General features: G+C 63.4%; 11 protein-coding genes. 4 read left to right on the forward strand and 7 right to left on the reverse strand.

Annotated elements, in window-relative coordinates:
* Nucleotides 1–404: 404 nt before the first annotated feature.
* Complete coding sequence (locus ACN0S5_RS16875; protein WP_417209909.1) at nt 405–1472, reverse strand: tetratricopeptide repeat protein; 1068 nt, start codon at nt 1470–1472, stop codon at nt 405–407.
* Nucleotides 1473–1777: 305 nt separating this feature from the next.
* On the opposite strand from ACN0S5_RS16875, the gene ACN0S5_RS16880 reads away from it, so the two are divergent.
* Nucleotides 1778–3295 carry a hypothetical protein gene (locus tag ACN0S5_RS16880; protein WP_417209910.1) on the forward strand — a complete coding sequence of 506 codons (1518 nt, stop codon included), beginning with the start codon at nt 1778–1780 and terminating at the stop codon, nt 3293–3295.
* Between the two features lie 221 nt (nt 3296–3516).
* Here the strand turns inward: ACN0S5_RS16880 and ACN0S5_RS16885 are convergent, their stop codons facing one another.
* The gene (locus ACN0S5_RS16885; protein ID WP_417209911.1) at nt 3517–4512 is read right to left on the reverse strand and encodes an SUMF1/EgtB/PvdO family nonheme iron enzyme; all 996 of its coding nucleotides are present in this window, start codon (nt 4510–4512) and stop codon (nt 3517–3519) included.
* An 8-nt stretch (nt 4513–4520) separates the two neighbouring features.
* Nucleotides 4521–6272 carry a hypothetical protein gene (locus ACN0S5_RS16890; protein ID WP_417209912.1) on the reverse strand — a complete coding sequence of 584 codons (1752 nt, stop codon included), beginning with the start codon at nt 6270–6272 and terminating at the stop codon, nt 4521–4523.
* Nucleotides 6273–6702: 430 nt separating this feature from the next.
* Here ACN0S5_RS16890 and ACN0S5_RS16895 point away from each other — a divergent pair, with 430 nt between their 5' ends.
* Entirely contained in the window at nt 6703–7719 is a 1017-nt protein-coding gene (locus ACN0S5_RS16895; RefSeq protein ID WP_417209913.1) for a Hint domain-containing protein, read from the forward strand.
* Nucleotides 7720–7751: 32 nt separating this feature from the next.
* Here ACN0S5_RS16895 and ACN0S5_RS16900 read toward each other — a convergent pair whose 3' ends face one another.
* Nucleotides 7752–10262 (reverse strand): CoA transferase, encoded by a 2511-nt coding sequence (locus ACN0S5_RS16900; RefSeq protein WP_417209914.1) that lies wholly within the window; start codon nt 10260–10262, stop codon nt 7752–7754.
* 23 nt (nt 10263–10285) lie between these two features.
* On the reverse strand, nt 10286–11950 hold the full coding sequence (locus ACN0S5_RS16905) for a GMC family oxidoreductase (protein WP_417209915.1): 1665 nt from the start codon (nt 11948–11950) through the stop codon (nt 10286–10288).
* A 94-nt stretch (nt 11951–12044) separates the two neighbouring features.
* Between ACN0S5_RS16905 and ACN0S5_RS16910 the strand changes: the two genes are divergently transcribed.
* The gene (locus ACN0S5_RS16910) at nt 12045–12959 is read left to right on the forward strand and encodes a LysR family transcriptional regulator (RefSeq protein ID WP_417209916.1); all 915 of its coding nucleotides are present in this window, start codon (nt 12045–12047) and stop codon (nt 12957–12959) included.
* A gap of 92 nt (nt 12960–13051) precedes the next feature.
* Here the strand turns inward: ACN0S5_RS16910 and ACN0S5_RS16915 are convergent, their stop codons facing one another.
* Together ACN0S5_RS16915 and ACN0S5_RS16920 are read right to left on the reverse strand one after the other, a co-directional pair.
* Nucleotides 13052–13471, reverse strand: coding sequence for a hypothetical protein (locus tag ACN0S5_RS16915; RefSeq protein ID WP_417209917.1), 420 nt, complete (start codon nt 13469–13471; stop codon nt 13052–13054).
* Nucleotides 13472–13474: 3 nt separating this feature from the next.
* Entirely contained in the window at nt 13475–13936 is a 462-nt protein-coding gene (locus ACN0S5_RS16920) for a cupin domain-containing protein (protein WP_417209918.1), read from the reverse strand.
* A gap of 107 nt (nt 13937–14043) precedes the next feature.
* Here ACN0S5_RS16920 and ACN0S5_RS16925 point away from each other — a divergent pair, with 107 nt between their 5' ends.
* Complete coding sequence (locus tag ACN0S5_RS16925) at nt 14044–14985, forward strand: LysR family transcriptional regulator (RefSeq protein ID WP_417209919.1); 942 nt, start codon at nt 14044–14046, stop codon at nt 14983–14985.
* The last annotated feature ends 10 nt before the right edge of the window (nt 14986–14995 follow it).

The raw sequence follows: 14995 nt of genomic DNA on the forward strand, positions 1-14995 counted from the left end.
GACTTCGATGCGGTCAAAAAACGCCGTCGAGATGCTCTGGAGCAATGGTCAGGCGGAAGGTCAGATCAACCGCCTGAAGACCCTCACGCGCGCAATGTACGGCCGGGCAGGTCCAGACCTGTTGCGGGCGAGAATACTCCCGTTCCGCCACACAGATTGAGGCAGAGCCACCTATTACGAGATTTTGGGCGCGACCCATCTTTACTGACGCCTGATGTCCTGACACCTGCGCGGTGCAGGACAGGGTTTTGCGGGCCAAGGCAAAGCGCGCCAACACGGGTTGCGCCCTCTCCAGAAAAAGGCCCGGCATCCCATTGGAAAACCGGGCCTTTGTTAATCAGAGGTAAAAACGTCTCTGTAACCTGTTGATTTTGTTCAGGCGTGCGGCTGTCCACGCGTGGACACTAGGGCGCCAGCCCCCGCGCCGCCCCCAAGGTGCCAGGGCCAATCTTGGCGTCCAAGCCGCCATCATACAGGCCGCGCTCCTGCAAGATCCGCTGGAACGCCAGCGCCGTCTCACGGTCCCATTGCACCGCCCGGCCCGACACGGTGCCGCGGATCTCATTGACCGAAACCTTGCCCGTCTCAAGGGCCTGCACATACAAGGACGCCGCCTGCTCGGGATCATACTCGACCCCCTCGCCGCGCTCATAAAGGAACCCCAGCGCATTGATCGCCGCCGCGTCCCCACCCTGCGCCGAGCGCCGGATCAAGGCCGCCCGCTGCGCCGGGTCCGTGACCGGCCCGTCCTCGGAATAAAGCGTCTGCAACGCCCGCGCCGCATCCTCATTGCCCTGGGCCGAGGCTTTCTCCAGCATCTCGGCGGCCTTCACCACATCCGGCAGGCCCAACTCTTCGGCCAGACTGCGCGGGATATTGTTGGGCTGCATATAGATCGCCGCCAGCCGCAGCTGGGCAAAGTGATAGCCCTCGCGCGCCGACTGTTCCAACAAGCTGACCATCTGGCGGAAATCGCGCGAGGTGCCACGACCCAGCCCGCTCATCATCGCCAAGGTCGCCAGTGCCGGCAGATCGCCCGCGTCCGACGCGGCGCGGTACTCCGACATGGCCCGGTCGATGTCCGGCTTCACCCCGCCGGTGCCAAAGTTGTAATAATCCCCCACCTTGGTCCGCGCCGCAGCAACCCCCGCCTCGGCGGCCAGTTCGAATGTCTCCAGCGCCAACGCGTGTTCGCCGTCCGCCTGCATCAGCACCGCCACGTTGAACAGCGCCTCCGGGTCCGGCGCCGCCCCGATCACCGCCCGTTCACAGGCCGCCCGCGCCGAGCGCAGCGCCCGAAAATAATCTGAAACCGCCTGCTTGCTGACCGGCGCTTCTGCGGTGGCGGGTCCAGCCAGTTCACGACAGGTCGCAGCCGCCTCTTCCGCACCAGCCGAGAACCCCGGCGTGGCCAGCGGCAGCAGCACGCAGGCGAGAATCGCCTTGGCCAGATCTCTTTTCAAACGGGTCATCCGCGCGTTCCTTTCAACTTTTCAGCGTTTTTCCAAAGTTCGTCCACGAGTTGTTGCCTCGCTGCACGCTCTTGCGAAAAACCGCCACCGATTGCCGAAGCAAATTGACTTAAATACACAGTTACCCTTTCATTCCAAATGGATGAGATCAAACGCTATCAGCGAATGCATCAGTGCATGACCCCACTTGCGGCCTTGTAGCCACAGGCGGCGTGCGAACGGCATTGGCGGCTTCCCGCCCAAGACGGGAGTCAGCGCGCGCAACGTCATTGTTCGCTTAACGCTTGGCGTCTACGAGGCAGCACATGATGCAGGCAAACACTCCGAAATTCGAAATCCCCGAAAATCTCAAGATCAGGTTTTCCGGACTTGCAGTCCTGACGCGCAAACCGCGTTTCGTGGCTGCTGCGCTTGGCTTTGCCGCGGTGAACGCCGCCGCCGCTGTGACGGTTCTGCTCTGGACACCAGAGCCGCAACTGCGCACCGGGGCGGTGCCGCCGGTGACGGTCAGCCGCCTGACACCGGCCCCCGCGTCCAACCGGGTCATTCTGGACACGGTTGTGCGCCGCCTGCCCCGCGCCCAGACGTGGCACCCGCCGCACCAACTGCCGACCCAGCGCGTCCATGCCAGCGCACCCGACGTGTCCCGCGCCGCGCCATCGGGCCTTTCGGCCCCGCGCGCCGATGGGTTGCCGCAGGCGGATACCCGGCCCGTGCCGCAGGCGCTGGCGGCTCTGCCGCCCAGCAGCATTTCGCCCGAGCCGCAGCCCGAGGTTTTGAACGCATCGTTGATGCCACGGGTCGCGGCCATCGCCGGCATTCGTCCGCGCATGCGGCCCGCGTTTGACCTGCCAGACGTCACAGACGGCACCCAGGTCGCGGTGTCGTTGCGCCCCCTGGCCCGTCCGGAGGGTCTGAAAGTGCCCGAACCCCGCCTTGCCGCGACACCGGAAACCGACGTGCCCGAAACCGCCGTGCCCGAGACCACGCTGGCCTCATTGCCGCGCAGCATCGAACGCCCCGTTGGCGGCGCTGTGTGCAACACACGCCTGACCCGCGCGATGCCGAACCGCAAAGGCTCTGCCAAGGGCGGAAAATCGGTCATGTCCGCTCTGATGCAGGTCAGCGGCACCGAGCGTGACCGCCGTGTCGCCGGAGAGATGATGGCCGGAAACATGCCGTCGTTCTTGCAGGACCTTGTCCCGGTCGAAGTGTCCGGCCGCGCCCGTGATGGCGCAGGCGTCAAGATCACCTTTTGCGTGACCCCGGATTACCTTGCCGTCGGCAGCAACCGCGACTTTGTGCGCGTGCCGATGGGGCTGCCCGCCGCGATGCAGATCGCGGGCCGGTTCGACATGATGCTGCCGACGCGCCGCATGGTCGACCAGATCTATCGCGCTTCGGACAAGCGTGTCGCGCCCAGCCCGATGAAGCCGGGACCGCAAATGTCCTCGACCGACTACCTTGTGCGCCACAACGCCACCGTTGAAACGCAGGTGCGCGGTGCCTCTGTTGCCGGTCACCTGATCGCAGGCCACAAAAAGGATCTGGTGCTGACCAACCGCCTCAACAAGAACCGAGGCCGGGTTGCGATCTACGGATGGCACCGGACCAACGGCAAGGCGATCCAACCGCTCAGCACCGTGCACGGCGCGACCTATGCCGACTATAGCCACGGCGTCCGCCTTGTCAGCCAGACCGCCTATCTGAACGGGCGTCCGGTGCGGCTGGCAGATTTGATGGCGGACCCGGATTTCGCGAGCCTTATCAGCGACGAAGGCCCGATCCGCGCCGCGCAACTGCGGGTGGCCAGCGCCAACTGAGGCACAAGCCACGTCGATCTTGCAACTAAGTATGAGGGGGCGCTGCCCCCTCTTTTCCTGGCCTCCGCCGCTCGGAATTGGGCCGAGGCCAGGGAAACCGCACAGCCACGCCAAAACAACGCAACAGGCGGATTCGATCACGGTCATGCGCCTGCCCTCACACAAAAACGCCGCCGGGCTCTCTGCCCGGCGGCGTTTTTGTTCTGACCTGTCAGACGGGGTCAGTTCACATCTTTGAAGCAGCGAAACCCAAGGTGGTAGTTGTGATGGCTGTTGGTGGCCAAGACCCGGCTGCCGTGCCAATACGGGGCGCGCCACCGGCTCCAGTGGGTGTGGGCGCGGACCTTGTCCCAGATGAACCAGCTGCCCTTCATTTCCGTAACACCCAGTTTTGTGCTGCCACGGCTGGCCATCTGATCTGCGGCCAAAGGCAGGTTCATGTGCTCCGCCGCATTGCCGTCAAGGTCGTAGACGCCAAGCGGGCTCTTGCAGTCGGGAAAGCTGCCCGCCGGGTAGGTGTTCGATCCGCAGCCGGTAAAGCTGCCGCCGTTGCAGGACGCGGATTTGGTGCTGTTGGTGGCGCAGACGCCCCGTTTCCAGCTTGGGCCGATGCTGTAGCGGGCGCTGGGCTCATACTTGCGGTTGTGCGCCGCGCGGGCGGCCTGCACGCTCATGCCAAAGAAATAATCCGGCGGCGTCAGCGCCCCGTGCGACGCGCCTTCCCATTCATGCGCGTCACCGATCCGCTTGCCCTCGGCGGCGCAGAGCAGCGCCGCCTCCCGTGCGCGGACCCATGTCACCGGGTAGGCCAACGGCACGTTGGGGTATTCGAACATGTCGGCGCAGGCTTTGGCGTCTTCGGGTTTTTGCGTCGCCGGATCATAGAGCGGCGCCATGTATTTCTCACCGCAGATCTTTTCGAACGCCTTGTTGCGATAGAACTCCAGCGCCGGGGCGGGCAGGCGCGCCTGCGCCTGCTCTGGCGTCATCGGGTGCCGGGTGACGGACGGATTGCCCTGCCCGATCCAGCGCGATCCGGCAAAGATCTGGCGAATCCGGCCCAGTTCGGCATCGGTGACGCCGCGCGCCGCCTGCATCTGGCGGAACATCGCCTCATTGTTTTGTTGCAGGCTTTGCGCCGATGCTTCGGACAGGCCCAATGCCCCCGCCAGCGTGACGGCCAGCCCCGTGCCCAGCAGTTTGCGAAACGTCACCATGGAATGCCTCACTTCCTCAAAAGGTAGATGAAGTCGCGGTTGTCGGGAAAGCCCACAAAGCGCGGAATCGGCGTGCCATCGCGGCGCTTTGAATCGATCGAGGCCATGCCACGCACAAGGTGGTGCGGCACCACATCACCGTTTTCCTGTGTATAAACAGCGGCGTATGTGTGCTCTTGCGAGTTCATGTCCAGCAGCATGGCGTATTCGCAGCCATAGGCCTGAAAGGTCCGCGCCATGGCCGACGGCGTGGCCGTCGAGAAATAGGCGTATATCAGGAACTGACGTCCCCCGGCGGTCTTCATGCAGGCGCCGCCGCGCAGGGTGCGCAGCTTGGCATCGGCATTGCCGGACCAGTTGCCGCCCATCCAGCTGCGGATCTGGCTGCCGGGCACACCGTCGCCGGTGGCCGGGTCCGGTTCGACCACCGCCACACCGTTCTGACGGGCATAGTGGATGCGCGGCAACAGCGTGTTGTCCGCCTCGGTCCAGGTGCGCATGTCGATGGTCCCATCGTCCAGCACAAGGATCGTCGCCAGATCGGGCTGAAGCTTGGAAAAGATCACACCCTCACTGATGAACCCGTAGTGGTGGCCATAGTTGGTATAGGCCTTTTCGGTCAGCCGCCACGCGCCGTGGCTGCGCTTGAATCCAGAGGCAAAGGTGCCGACAACGCGGTCCGTCTTGGCCGGGCTAAGCATGCCCGAGCGCACCAGCGGGGCTGAGTCGTCGATGCCGTCAGGGCCGGGAATACGGTAGTTTCGGCCCGCGCCGGAGGGGCGCGGCGACCAGTCGACGCGCGGGTGGTCGGTGCCCAGTTCCAGACCAACCTCGAACTGCTCCAGATCGAAGGCGATCAGATAGACATCGGCACCGCGTTCCACCCCGTCCAGGGCGTTTGTTTCGCCCGACCGGTTCAGCAAATCGCGTGAGATCATGCCCGGCTGCATCGCGCTGGCATAGACACCCGGAATATCGCTGACCGCGTACCAGCTGCCCGCTTCGACGCGATCGCCTTCGGCCCCGTCGAGGTCAAAGTTGAAGCTGGTCCGGAACACCGGCGCATTGTCCAACTGCGCCTTGCCTAGCGCCTTGACGGTCTCACCGGCATCGGCCCCTTCGATCACGGGGCCGGAGTTCATAAAGGCATCTTCGTAGAAAGAGCCCTTGATCATGTTGACGAGGCTTTCGCCAAAGACAACGTTATCGCGCAGGAAATCGGCCACCGCCTCACGGTTGGTCGAGTTGCCCTTGACGCGGTTGCGCAAAAAGACCCGCTCATCGCAGATCGGGGCGAAGGGCAATCCGCGATACTGCGCGTCGTCCAGTTCCGGGCTGCTGCCGGCCCATGGCGTGCAGCGGAATTCTGTCGCCTCGCCCTTGATGACCAGTTCCGGCTCTGCCCCGGCGACCAGCGATATCGTGCTGTGCTTGGGGTCCGCCAGTTCCAGATGGAACTGGCGCGTGGATGACCAGAACCCTTCGGAGCTGACTGTCAAAAGGAACCAGGAGTTGATCGCCGGGTTCAGGGCGACCAGTTCATAGCTGGTGCCATCGGCACCGCGCGCGGTCTGGGTGGTGCGGAACGGCTGTAGTTCGAGGATCGTCTTGGTGCGCACTTCGTCGTATTGCTGCATTTGCAGCGCGCGGGTTTGAGGATCAAGCAAGCTGCCGGCATCGGCCATGGCCGGGGCGCTTTGAAATGTGGCTGTGGACAGGGCCGCAATGGCGGTCATCCGAACAAGGGTCTTGGGTCGCACGATTTTCCTCTCGCGTTGTCCCGGAAAGCGTCAATACGCCCTCAAAGGAATAAAACAGAGTAGCACGCACCCAACGAAGACAAGAGAACTCGGCACCCTCCGACAGGCACGGGCAGTCAAAGGAACACATGACAAAGATGTTCGCGGGAAAGCAACCCTCGCGGCAAAGCTCGCGGGGATGTTATGCACAGGAGACACAACGCTGCCGCCTGCCAATCAGTTTGACCGCTTTCCGGGAGTCATTCGGACCGGCACAACCATCCCGAGAGAGTCCCGGAAAAACGGATATATACCGCAAGGCCCGTGCCTCGGACGGCCCCGAATGTTGCGGCGCGTGGCCCGGAAATTCCCCAAATAAACGAATTGGCCCCAATTTTGCCTAAATTTGGCTTCAGTCTGGTCAAAATCTTGAAGAGGCAGTCAGGGACTCATGCCGACCTACGATATCTGGGTATTGGGCGAAGGCGACGTCACCATCAGCGGCGGCGGCCAGCTTGACGGCGTCACGCAGGGCGACGGCTCACATCTGGTTGGACGCACCCTGACGCTCAACTCGACCAACTGGTCGGCCATTTCGGTCAACGATGACGATACCAGTTTCGCGGACAACGACTCGGGGCAGCAGTTGAACGGCGCGCAGGTCGTCGATGGCGTCACCTACGTGAATGGCAGCGTCGTCGAGGCGGAATACGCGTTCAACGTCACGGACGGCACCAACACCTACACGCTGGTCGCCTTCAACGTGCAGAACAGCTCTCCCTCTTATGCGACGGTCGAAGGGATCGCCTTTATCGGTGATCCGGGTGGCTGGCCGCCGGTCGGCGTGCCGCTAACGGTTGTCTCGGCTCAGGAAGGGCCCAGCTACGCCGCCGACGCCTATGTAGAGCCGGTCTGCTTTGCGGCGGGCACGCTGATCGACACGCCGGATGGCCCAAGACGGGTGGAACTGTTCAAGCCGGGGCACCGCGTGCGGACGATCAACGGGCGCAAGGCAACCGTCCGCTGGGTCGGCCAGCGGCGCTACCGCACGCATGAGGGCAACCGGCCGATCCGCTTCCGGGCCGGTGCGATTGGCAACACCCGTGACCTGATCGTATCGCCGCAGCACAGGATACTGGTCCGCGACTGGCGCGTCTCGCTGTTGTTCGGGCTGACCGGCGCTTTGGTCGCGGCACAGGATTTCGTGAACGGATCAAACGTGGTTTTTGAGGATGTCGAGGTCATCACCTATGTACATCTGCTCTTTGACCGGCATGAGATCATCCTGTCCGAAGGTGCCCCGACCGAGAGCCTCTATCCCGGCCCCTGCGCGCTGAACAACCTTGCGCCATCTGCGCGCGCCGAACTGCTGTCGGTCTTCCCCGAGCTTGGACACCACAGCCATGTGGCGCCCCCCGTGGCCCCAACCCTCAAGAGCCACGAGGCGCGGCTGCTGCTTGCGGCGTAACACCCCTGCCAACGCCGCAAAAGCGCCTTTCGTCAGCCCGGCAGATAGGCCGCGCTCCATGAGGTGCTCAGGCTGCCCGCGTCCAGCATCCTTTGCACCGCTGCATCGCTGTAGCCAAGGTCGCTCAGAATGGCCCGCGTCGAGGTGCCGAACTTTTCCGCGGGGTTGAGCGCGTAGACCTTTCCGCGCGCCGGACGCACGGCATAGGGGTCCAGTTGAACAACCTCGTGGCCCGAGGGGTGATCGGGATAGATCGAAAAGGAATAGCTGCCCTTGTCCGTCCCCGGTGTGCCGTCAAACGCCTGTTCATTGCGGGCGCGCAGGGCGTCGATGTTTTCGCAGATCGCGACACCGATGTCGGCGGCCCGCAGCCGGTTCACCCATTCGGTCGCGGGCTGGTTCTGGAACGCATGGGCCAGATAGGCGGCGCGCTCCTCAACCGCCACGTCCGGCAGCTGTTCCAGCCCCTCTACTGCGCGAAAGCGCGGCAGGTCGGCCTCATAGGCACACAGAAGGATATGGCGCAGCGAGGCGGTGCTGTAGAACCGGCTGAGCGAGTCCCAGCCGTTTGCCTCTGGCCCCGAGGGTTCGTCGAACAGCCCACGCCCCTTGTAGTCAAAGGCAAAGGGCACCTGTAGCAGACCGGAATTGGCCGAAAGCGAGGTTCGCCCGCGCCCGATCCGCCCGTGCCGGTATTTCTGGTACAGCGCCGCCGCCACCGACAGCGCCCCGCCAAAGCCGCACATGACGTCGATGGTGCCGACATGGGCGTGCTCCTCTGGTCGGTCCATCGCGCCGCCGAACCGGGTCATGATGCCCGTCGCCGCCTGCACAAGGTCATCATAGCCGATATAATCGGTCCGCACCCCGCGCCGCACACCAGAAAAGCAATCAAGCTTGCAGAAGATCGCGTCCGGGTTCAGCTTGCGCAGGCTTTCGGCGTCCAGCCCCATGCGCTTGATCTGGCTGTCCGGCGCGTTCCAGACAATCACATCCACCGTTTTCACCAGATCCTCAAAGACCTGCCGTCCGTGGCGCGATTTCAGATCCGCCAGAATGGACCGTTTGCCACGCATCTGGCTGAGGCCATAGATCACCGTGTTCCAACTGTCGTAGAGCGGCTCTGCCGGGTCCAGCTTGATCAACTCCGCGCCGAAACGCGCGAGATAGCTGGCCGAATGCGGACCGGCGATGACATTGCACAGGTCCAGCACGCGGACCCCGGTCAACCACGCCTCTTGGTCGTTTTCTTCGGTTGCCTCGGGGATGTCGGTGCGGTGTTTCTTGAGGACCGACAGCGCCTCATCAAAGCCGACCCAGCGGCGCGGCTCTGGCGTCAGGGCCTCTTCGCCGCTTTCCTCCAGCCAGACCACCGGTCCGGGCATGGTCATCTCGCCATAGACCGGGTCCGTGACGTCGATCATCAGGCCCGCCGCCTCGGCGTATTCGTCGTTGATCCACTCTTGCAGCCACAGTTGCGCGCCACCGGGAATGCCCGCGCGGCCAAACAGCTTGACCCACTCACGCGCGGTGCGGGTCATGAAAACCTCTTTCATCCGCGCGGCGATATGATCGGCCCAGTCCTTGGGCATCGGGTAGACACCCAGCGACACATGGCTGGTCCATTCGGCATAGGGTTTGTAGGTGTCCTCTTCAGAGGTCAGCCCCTCAGCAACCAGTTCGTCGTAGATGCCCAACACCTCAAGGCAGCGTTTGGCGTGATATTTGTGGCTGGGGCAGACGACGTAGAACATACGCCCGTCCTTGCACATGTAGCTGCGAAAGAACGGGTCCAGCAGTTCCTGCAATTCCTCGTAAGACAGGTTCATCGGCAGGCCCTCGACGCGCCGCCGCTCAATCTCTTTCTCTCGCTGGGTGAGATAGCGTTCGGGCATGTCCGCCACCTTGATCGAGTTGTAGCACAACCCCTCCATCACGGCGGCGGCCAGCGGCACCTCGATATGGTCACCCCGGCCTGTCACCTGCCGCGATTGCAGCGCCAGAACGGTCGATGACGCGGCGATCTGCGCCGCATAGGCAGAGGACAGTGGCAGCGGCGAAAAGGACGGGTTGATCCCCATCAGCACGCGGTTCAGGCCCATGTCGGTAAAGACACCAGAACTGGCCGCGATGACGCTTTCAAACGCCCGCTGCTCGCGCCGCTCCAGATCGTTGGAGGCGAAACCGGGGATCGACAGTGTGATCAACTCGGGCCGCGCATCGCGCATCTCGGCGAAATCCAGCCCCAGCGCCGCCAGCTTACCGGGGCGAAAGTTTTCGATCAGAATATCGGCCTCGGCACAAAGCGCGCGGGCCTTTTCCAGACCGTCCCCGGTCTTGAGGTCAAGGTTCACGATCACCTTGTTGCGGTTCAGCGCGGCGTTGGCGGGGCTGTGCCACATCGGACCGGCAGGTGGGTCGATCTTGACCACGGTGGCGCCCAGATCGCCCAACAGCATCCCCACGGCAGGGCCTGCGATATACTGACCGAAATCGACGATCTTCACGCCGGTGAGCGGAAGCTGAGAGAATGTCGTGCGCATGGATTTCCTCCGTGTTGGCGGGGTTATTCCCCGGCCAACATCCACTGGGCGGCTTTTTCCGCGATCATCAGGGTGGGTGAGTTGGTGTTGCCGCTGGTGATTTCGGGCATGACAGAGGCATCGACCACGCGCAGGCCCTTGATGCCTTTCATCCGCAGATGCGGGTCCAAAGGCGCGTCCGCATCGTCTGCACGCCCCATCCGCACGGTGCCCACGGGGTGAAAGATGGTATTGGCGATGTCACCGGCCAGCTTGGCCAGGTCCGCATCCGTCTGGTACTGTACACCGGGTTTGAATTCTTCCGGCTCATAGACCCACATCGCAGGCTGCGCCATGATCTGCCGGACCTGCCGCAGACTGTCAGCGGCGACCTTGCGGTCATCCTCTGTGTCCAGATAATTCGGCGCGATCTTGGGCGCGTCGCGGAAATCATTCGATCCGATCCGGATGCTGCCGCGTGAGGTTGGGTTCAGGTTGCAGACCGACACGGTGATGGCCGGAAAGTCGTGCAGCGGCTCGCCAAAGGCATCAAGGCTGAGCGGCTGCACATGGTATTCAAGGTTCGCATGGGCGCGCGCGGCGTCCGACCGGGTGAACGCGCCTAGCTGGCTGGGCGACATGCTCATCGGGCCAGAGCGTTTGACCGCGTATTCCAGCCCGATCATCGCCTTGCCGAACAGCGAAGAGGCCAACACGTTCAAGGTTCTGGTGCCTTTGACCTTGAATACGGCGCGGATCTGCAAATGGTCTTGCAGGTTTTCCCCCACCTGCGGCGCGTCCATCATCACCTCGATCCCCTGCTTCCGCAAGAGGCCCGCTGGCCCCACGCCCGACAGTTGCAAAATCGCCGGTGAGTTCACCGCGCCCGCCGACAGAACAACTTCTTTGCGGGCCGTGACCGTCACCGACCGCCCCGCCCGGTGCACCACCACGCCATTGCAGCGCAGCGCGCCGCCTGCGTCATGGTCAAAGGTCAGCCGCTCTGCCTGCGCCTCTGTCCAGACCGTCAGATTGGGGCGCGTCTTGGCGGGACGCAGGAACGCCTTGGAGGTATTCCACCGCCAGCCAGAGCGCTGGTTGACGTCAAAGTACCCAACCCCCGCGTTATCGCCTGTGTTGAAATCGTCGGTCTTTTCGACGCCGATCTGTTCCGCCGCATCGGCAAAGCTGTCCAGCACGTCCCAGCGCAGGCGCTGCTTTTCCACCCGCCATTCGCCGCCCGTCCCGTGCAGGTCGGAAAACCGGCTGTTGTCTCCGGTCGCCGGATCAGCGCCACCATCCAGCTTGTAGTGATCCTCATGCCGCTTGAAATCCGGCAGGCTGTTGTCCCACGACCACGCGGCGTCGCCGGTGATGCGCGCCCAGTTGTCATAGTCCCGCGCCTGACCGCGCATGTAGATCATGCCGTTGATCGAGGAACAGCCCCCCAGCGTCTTGCCACGCGGATACCGCAGGCTGCGCCCGTTCAACCCCTTGTCGGGTTCGGTGTGGAACATCCAGTCGGCGCGCGGATTGCCGATGCAATACAGGTAGCCGACAGGGATATGTATCCACGGATAATTGTCCCGCTTGCCCGCCTCCAGCAGCAGAACACGGGTGTTCGGCTCCGCGCTCAACCGATTGGCGAGCAGACATCCTGCGGTCCCCGCGCCCACCACGACATAATCGAACGTCATGTCATCTGACATCTGCTGCTCCCCCTGACCCTTTTCATCGGTGGTACAGAGCTTGAAATTTCTTTTCCAATGACAAAATTCACATATAATTATAAGAATAATTTATATGACTCGCTATACCAACATCAATGCCCTGCTCGCCTTCATCACGGTCGCGCGTGAGGGCAGCGTGTCGCGCGCCGCGGATGTGCTGAACCTGACCCAACCCGCCGTCAGTCAACAGCTCAAGCGGCTGGCGCAGGACACCGGCACGGACCTGTTCAGCCGCACGGCCACCGGGTTGATATTGACCGACGACGGCGCGGCCCTGCTGGACAAGGCCGAACACGTCCTGAACGCCATGGACGATTTCCGCAGCAGCGCGCGCAAACGCAGCGGACGGATCGGCGGCACGCTGCGGATCGGCACCATCGTGGACCCGGATTTCATCCGTTTGGGACCGCTGTTGCGCCGCCTGCGCGCGGATTACCCCGACATCACCACGGAACTCAGCCATGCGGTCAGCGGCGACGTGCTGGCCCGTCTGGCCCGTGGGCAGGTCGATGCCGGGTTCTTTCTTGCCGCGCCGGACGCACTGGCCCCGCAGGCCGGTGACGATGCGGTGCACATGATCCCGCTGGCGCGGTTTTCCTATCGGGTGATCGCGCCACCGGGCTGGCAAAGCCGCGTGGACGGGGCCGATTGGCCCTCGCTGGCCGCCCTGCCCTGGATCGGCACGCCACCGACCTCATCCCATCACGGGCTGCTGGCAGAGGTTTTTGCCCGCCACAACTGCGTGCAAAACGTCGTCGCCAAGGTCGACCAAGAGGCGTCGATGCTGGAAATGGTCCGCGCCGGTGTCGGCCTCAGCCTGTGCCGGGAATCCATCGCGCTGCACGAACGCCAGACCACGGGACTGGCGGTCAGCGACGCGGTGACGGTGCCTGCCCGGCTCAGCTTTCTCACGCAGGAGCGTCACCTTGACCGCCCGACGGTGCGGGCCTTGCTGGACACGCTGGGCCAGACATGGACGGCGATCTGAACGCCGGTTCGGACTGGGCGGACACCGGTCGGAACCGGAACGGTAGCGCTTCATATGCCCCGACCCGTCCGAAACCGCGCCGGGGCAATGCATCATTCCGCCGGTTGTGCCTGCGGCACCGCCCCGCCGGTCGCCGCCCGGTCCGGGCCGACTCCGTGGCGCAACACCATGAAGACAAAGAGCGCCATGGAGACAACCGCAAGCATGGACCCGATCTGCGCAAGCGTTTCGGTGGTGCCGGTCATGGCCATCACGATCCCCGGAACCAAAACGATCACCGTCAGTGTCACCAGCAGGTAGTGGATCGCCGCCAGACGGGTCCGCGCGGCGTGTGCGGTCAGGGCGTAATAGGTTCCGAAAACCGACATCACGACAAAGCCGATCAGATTCAAATGTCCATGCGCCGGGGACAACGAATGGTCATGGGTGGCGGACATCTGGATGCCCCAGATCATCCCGCACAGTGCAAAGAAGGCAGCGGTCGCAAAGAACAGGGTCGGAAGGGATTTCATGGATCAGGTCTCCTGTAGGTCGGCGCCAAGCGGCGGCCCGGTGAAGGTGAGGTTGTGACCGGCGGCGATCTGTTCGATCTGCGCCATGTCTTCGGGAATGCGGAAATCGCCTGCGGCCATGTCGACAAAGAATCGCTCGAACCCGCCCGGTGTCAGGATCACCAGATGCCGCGCGGGCACGTCGCTGATGACCCGAAACGTGTGCTCTGTGCCGCGCGGCACAAAGACGGTGCCACCCGGACCGCAGGACACGGTCTTGCCCGCCAGCCAGAACTCGGCGTCGCCGGTGAGCATCACAAAGCTTTCGTCGGCATCATGATGGATATGGCGTGGCGGACCCGACCCCGGCGGCGAGACGGAGTCAGTGATCGACAGGGTTCCGCCGCTGTCTTCGGTGGTCAGGATGGTGCGGTAGTGGACCCCGAGCCATTCAAAGGCATCCGGGCCAAGCAGGGACTCATTCATCGTCTCCTCCAAGTGATATGCTGGAGACGAAAGCGCTCTCGTCGGGCTTCACTGTACCGCGCCAAAAGCCATATGAAAAATCGATTAAGAATATTAAACATATCGACATGGCAAATTTATCCAGCTTCGATCTGAACCTGCTGCGTGTGCTGAACGCGCTGCTTCTGGACAAATCGACCGTCAAGGCGGGGGACCGTCTGGGGCTGTCGCAACCGGCTGTTTCGGCGGCGCTGGGGCGTTTGCGCGCCGCGCTGGGCGATCAGTTGTTCTTTCGCCGGGGCAAGGGGATGGAGCCGACGCAATACGCCCTGTCGCTGGAAGCGCCGCTGCGGCAGATCCTTGAGCAGACAGAGGCGCTGATCCGCGATCGCGAGGACTTTGACCCGTCGCGCTCAGCGGATAGGTTCCGGATCTCCGGCAGCGATTTCTTTGCCGAACTTCTTATGCCGCAACTTGCGGACCGGCTGCAAGGCGTCGCGCCGTCCGTCCGCGTGCATCTTGTCAGTCTGGTGTCGGATGACCACGTTGGGACGCTCGACCGCTATGAGGTCGATTTTGCGTTGATCCCGGCGCTGGACCTGCCCGACTGGGTCGAAAGCCAGCCGCTGTTCCGGTCCAGTTTTTCGGTCGTCGCCCGCAAGGGGCATCCGCGTCTGGAAAGAGCCGGGGTTGCGCCCGGAGACGTTGTGCCGATCGATCTGTTCTGCGACCTGGGCCATGTCCTGTTTTCCCAACAGGGCAATATCAAGGCCATGGGCGACGCCGCCTTGGCGCGCGTCGGGCGCACCCGTCGGGTCGTGATGACCATGCCGGTGTTTTCCGGTGTCTACCGCGCCGTCGCCGGATCGGATCTGGTGGCCTTGCTGCCAACCGCATTGGCCCGCCATGTGGCCGAGGACGCGGGCCTGATCATTTACCGCGCGCCCATGCCGCTTGATATCGTCCAGATCATATTGGTTTGGCACCGACGCTATTCAGCCAGTCGCGCCCATGAATGGCTGCGGGCTGAGATCGCCGCGCTTCTGGCCCCGCTGGACGAAGGCGGCTAGCCGCCTTCGT

It is taken from the genome of Antarctobacter sp. (assembly GCF_048262615.1).
Classification (GTDB): Bacteria; Pseudomonadota; Alphaproteobacteria; order Rhodobacterales; family Rhodobacteraceae; genus Antarctobacter.

What these genes read in the sequence shown, in the direction of transcription:
- ACN0S5_RS16875 (WP_417209909.1), bottom strand. Translation starts at nt 1,472, where the DNA reads ATGACCCGTTTGAAAAGAGATCTGGCCAAGGCGATTCTCGCCTGCGTG.
- ACN0S5_RS16880 (WP_417209910.1), top strand. Translation starts at nt 1,778, where the DNA reads ATGATGCAGGCAAACACTCCGAAATTCGAAATCCCCGAAAATCTCAAG.
- ACN0S5_RS16885 (WP_417209911.1), bottom strand. Translation starts at nt 4,512, where the DNA reads ATGGTGACGTTTCGCAAACTGCTGGGCACGGGGCTGGCCGTCACGCTG.
- ACN0S5_RS16895 (WP_417209913.1), top strand. Translation starts at nt 6,703, where the DNA reads ATGCCGACCTACGATATCTGGGTATTGGGCGAAGGCGACGTCACCATC.
- ACN0S5_RS16900 (WP_417209914.1), bottom strand. Translation starts at nt 10,262, where the DNA reads ATGCGCACGACATTCTCTCAGCTTCCGCTCACCGGCGTGAAGATCGTC.
- ACN0S5_RS16905 (WP_417209915.1), bottom strand. Translation starts at nt 11,950, where the DNA reads ATGTCAGATGACATGACGTTCGATTATGTCGTGGTGGGCGCGGGGACC.
- ACN0S5_RS16910 (WP_417209916.1), top strand. Translation starts at nt 12,045, where the DNA reads ATGACTCGCTATACCAACATCAATGCCCTGCTCGCCTTCATCACGGTC.
- ACN0S5_RS16915 (WP_417209917.1), bottom strand. Translation starts at nt 13,471, where the DNA reads ATGAAATCCCTTCCGACCCTGTTCTTTGCGACCGCTGCCTTCTTTGCA.
- ACN0S5_RS16920 (WP_417209918.1), bottom strand. Translation starts at nt 13,936, where the DNA reads ATGAATGAGTCCCTGCTTGGCCCGGATGCCTTTGAATGGCTCGGGGTC.
- ACN0S5_RS16925 (WP_417209919.1), top strand. Translation starts at nt 14,044, where the DNA reads ATGGCAAATTTATCCAGCTTCGATCTGAACCTGCTGCGTGTGCTGAAC.